Origin of the sequence: Streptomyces sp. NPDC056347 (assembly GCF_042262625.1) — a bacterium.
Classification (GTDB): domain Bacteria; phylum Actinomycetota; class Actinomycetes; order Streptomycetales; family Streptomycetaceae; genus Streptomyces.
The window spans coordinates 1-2,858 of the sequence record NZ_JBHJQP010000320.1; the positions used below are offsets into that span (position 1 = coordinate 1).

The following is a 2,858-nucleotide window of genomic DNA, read 5'->3' on the forward strand; positions in this document are numbered from 1 at the left end:
CCCCTGTGGGCGGCGAGCCGTCACCGGAAGGGGCAGCCGGCCCCGCGTACGGTCCGCGAAGCGTGTCGCAGACCCGTCAGGAAGGCTGGGTCACGGCGCGAAGGCGGCATCGCATCGCCTCTGCGACACGCTTCAGCGGGCCACCGCCTTGGTGGCCGCGCTGGTGGCGGTGCCGTTGGCGTGGCCGGTGCGGCGGGCCGTGACCTTGACCGTGATCTTCTTGCCGCGCTGGGCCGACTTGAGCGTCAGCGAGGACTTGGTGGCGCCGGAGATCGCCTTGCCGTTGGCGTACCACTGGTAGCCGTACGACGTCGGGGCGGGCGACCAGGTGCCGTGGGCGGCCTTGAGGACGCGGCCGACCTTCGCGGTGCCGGAGATCGTGGGCTTCTTGGTGGCCTTGGGCGCGCTGCCGGTGGCGACCTTCACCCCGACCGTGTTCACCTGGCCGTCCCCGAAACCGCTGAGGCGGGCGATGACCGTGAGGCTGAGCAGCTTGCCGCGCAGGGAGGCCGGGACGGTGTAGGTGGCGGAGGTGGCGCCGGAGATCGGCTTGCCGTCCGCCTTCCACTGGTAGGCGAGGGAGCTGGGGGTCCAGGACCAGGTGCCGCTCGTGGCGGTCAGCTTGCTGCCCACCTTGACGGTGCCCTTGATCACCGGGCAGACCGTGCACCCGAGCGGGTAGCCCTTGGCGGCGGTGAGCGTCGCCGAGGAGGCCGTGGCGTCCGCCGCGGTGGCCCGGTGGGCGGTGACGGTGACGCCGACCTTCTTCCCCATCAGGGTGGCCGGGACGGTGAACACGGACCGGGTGGCACCGCTGATCGGCTTCCCGTCCCCGTACCACTGGTAGGAGTACGACGCGGGCTTGGGCGACCAGGTGCCGGTGGTCGCGGTGAGGTACTCGCCGACGCGGGCCTCCCCGCTGAGGGTGGGCGGGGCCGTGCTGGTGAGCGGGGCCGAGGTGACGGTGAAGGGCAGCTTGCCGTACTCGCCGTTCCCGCGGCTGAGGAGGATCGCGGACCAGGCGCCCTCGGGCGCGCCGGTCAGGTCCACCTCGGCGGTGAGGGTGCGGCGGTCGGGCGAGACGGCGAGGGTGGTGCCGATGATCTCGCGGTCGCCGTTGCGCAGGAGGAGGCGGGACTGCTCGTGCAGGGCGGAGCCGCTGACGGTGAGGGTGGTCTTCCCGCCGGACGCGGCGGCGTTCGGGGAGACCTTGGTGAGGGTGATCCGCTCCAGGCCGCAGAGCGACAGGGTGCAGACCGCCTCGGCCCGGTACGAGGTCGTCGACGCCTTCTCCGGCAGGGAGAGGACCAGGAAGCTCGGGGTCGGCTCACGGGTGTAGTTCTCGATCACCCGGCACTCGTAGCCCTTGGTGAGGGTGGAGTACGAGCAGCCGTTGTCGAGGCTCGGGTCGTAGAGGGCGGGCACGGCCGTCCCGGTGGCGCCGGTCGTGTCGCTGATGTCCATCGCGAAGCGGTCGCTGTACGTGGTGGGCAGCGCGGCGCACATGGTGCTGTGCTGCTCGTCCAGGGTGCCGGTGACCGGGCCGTAGCCGTACGCGACGCTCTTGACCCGGTCGCACTCGGGGGCCGGACCGTCCGCGCCGGCGAGGCGCACGGCGTCGAAACGGTAGGTGTCGGCGGCCTGCTTCGTGGGCGGGACGGAGACCACGGCCTGGTAGTGCGTGGAGCCGGTGACGGCGCACGCCCGGTCGCCGGTGCAGCGGGGGCCGCTGCTGGTGTAGCCGCTGCCGTTCCCTTCGTCGCCGAACACCTCGACGTTGGCGGTGCCCAGGGCGTCGCGGGCGTCGATGTGGACGATGTCCTTGGTGTCGGCGGTGGTGACCTGGCGGCAGCGCAGCTCGCCGGGGGCGCCGAGAGCGCCTTCGGCGGAGGCGCCGCCGGGCCCGGTCGCCGGGTTCGCGGTGCAGCCCTTGGCGGTCGCGGTGATGTCGCGGCGGGTCACGGCGTACTCGCCGGGGGCGTCACGGCCGATGACCAGGACGGTGTGGGCGACACCGGGGGTGAGTGCGCAGCCGGTCCAGGTGGAGGCGGAGGGGGTGTAGGTCCGGCAGCTCTCCTTGCCCCGGGCGTCCACGACGAGGAACTGGGCGGAGACGGCGGTGCCGGAGGCGGCCTGGAGCTGGACGGCCTCCATGACGCTGTGGTCGGAGGCCGGGATGGTCAGGCAGGCCACGGCGGAGCCGTTGCCGGTGGTGACGCGGGCGTTGCGCGGGGCGGTGGTGAAGTCGCCCTCGGGAAGCACCTGGCAGCCGTCGGCCGTGTCGGTGCGGTGCAGGGAGAGGGCGTACGGGCCGGTCGGCTTCGCGGTGCCGTCGTTGACGACCAGGGCCCGGAAGGGGGCCTTGCCGGTGAGCTCGCAGGCGCCGTTGCCGGGGCCGGACGGCTGGTGGCAGATATCGGTGCCGTCCGCGTCGACGACGGTCACGGCCGGGTGCGGGGCACCGCTGTAGACGGGCTCCACCGCGGTGAACCGCGCACCGGCGGGCAGCGGCAGGGACAGGCAGTCGGTCTCACCGGCGGCGGCGAACTCGCCCCGGAACAGCCCGAGCCCGACCGGCTCGCAGCCGGTGGTGGCGGAGCGGTCGATGACGAGCGAGCGGGACGTCGTACGGACGGTGTACTCGCCGGCGGCCGGGAGGGTGCACGTGATCCAGTACTCGCAGACGGCCGCACCGGTCGCGTCCTCGACGCGGAGCGGGGTGCGGTAGCCGTCGTCGCGGATGGCGTACGCGTCGTAGAGCCCGGCGGCCGGGGCGGTGAAGGTGCGGCAGCCGCTGACCGGATCGGCCTCGGTGGGCGCCGAGTTGAAACCGTTCAGTGGGGGGTGGGCGCAGTCGG

The 2,858-nt window shown here is 73.3% G+C and carries 1 protein-coding gene; it reads right to left on the reverse strand.

Going from position 1 to position 2,858, the window contains the following annotated elements; genetic code table 11:
* Positions 1-132: 132 nt before the first annotated feature.
* On the reverse strand, positions 133-2,858 hold a 2,726-nt coding region (locus tag ACFCV8_RS35855), incomplete at its 5' end, for a hypothetical protein (protein WP_376689747.1).